General features: G+C 44.1%; 1 protein-coding gene. It reads right to left on the bottom strand.

Annotated features, from left to right (window positions below; all coding sequences use genetic code 11):
• The coding region (locus tag GMD1S_RS08985; protein WP_000313682.1) for an SNF2 helicase associated domain-containing protein at positions 1-506 on the bottom strand (506 nt) is incomplete at both ends.

Consider the following 506-nt stretch of genomic DNA (forward strand, 5'->3'; position numbering starts at 1 on the left):
GGTCTGATTTGCAAGCGCTCAGGAGCAGAAACTGTGCCCAGCTGTCCAAACAAAGGAAGACAGGCGGCCAGACGGTCACGATCACTGTTGTCAAACTGGAGGCGTTTTCTCCCTCTTTCCTCCTGAGGGAGCTCTTTGATTTCCTTTAGGAGGCTGATTTGTTTAGGGTTTAAGAGATAAAGATTCCCCTTACGAAAGAGAACTGCCCCTCCATAGAATACGTTAACTCGCTCACTTTCAGAAATCTCCATCTCAAAATAATCGGGAAACTCCTGCACAGAAAAAGAGAACAGTTCCGCATCGGGATCTAAATCATGAAAGAGAAGATTTTCATAACTAGTAATCTGGTGTTCAAAATGAAAATCTTCCAAGTTCATCAGCAACTCCACTCCCTGCTCAAAAAAGGTCAGAGGGAAAAAGAGGTGACGACCTTGATTGGGGAAAAAGAGCTCTTGACTCAGTCCCTCCTCAATCAAGCCACATAAAAAAGTAAGAACTTCTTGACT

It is taken from the genome of Streptococcus sp. GMD1S (assembly GCF_000296875.1).
Classification (GTDB): domain Bacteria; phylum Bacillota; class Bacilli; order Lactobacillales; family Streptococcaceae; genus Streptococcus.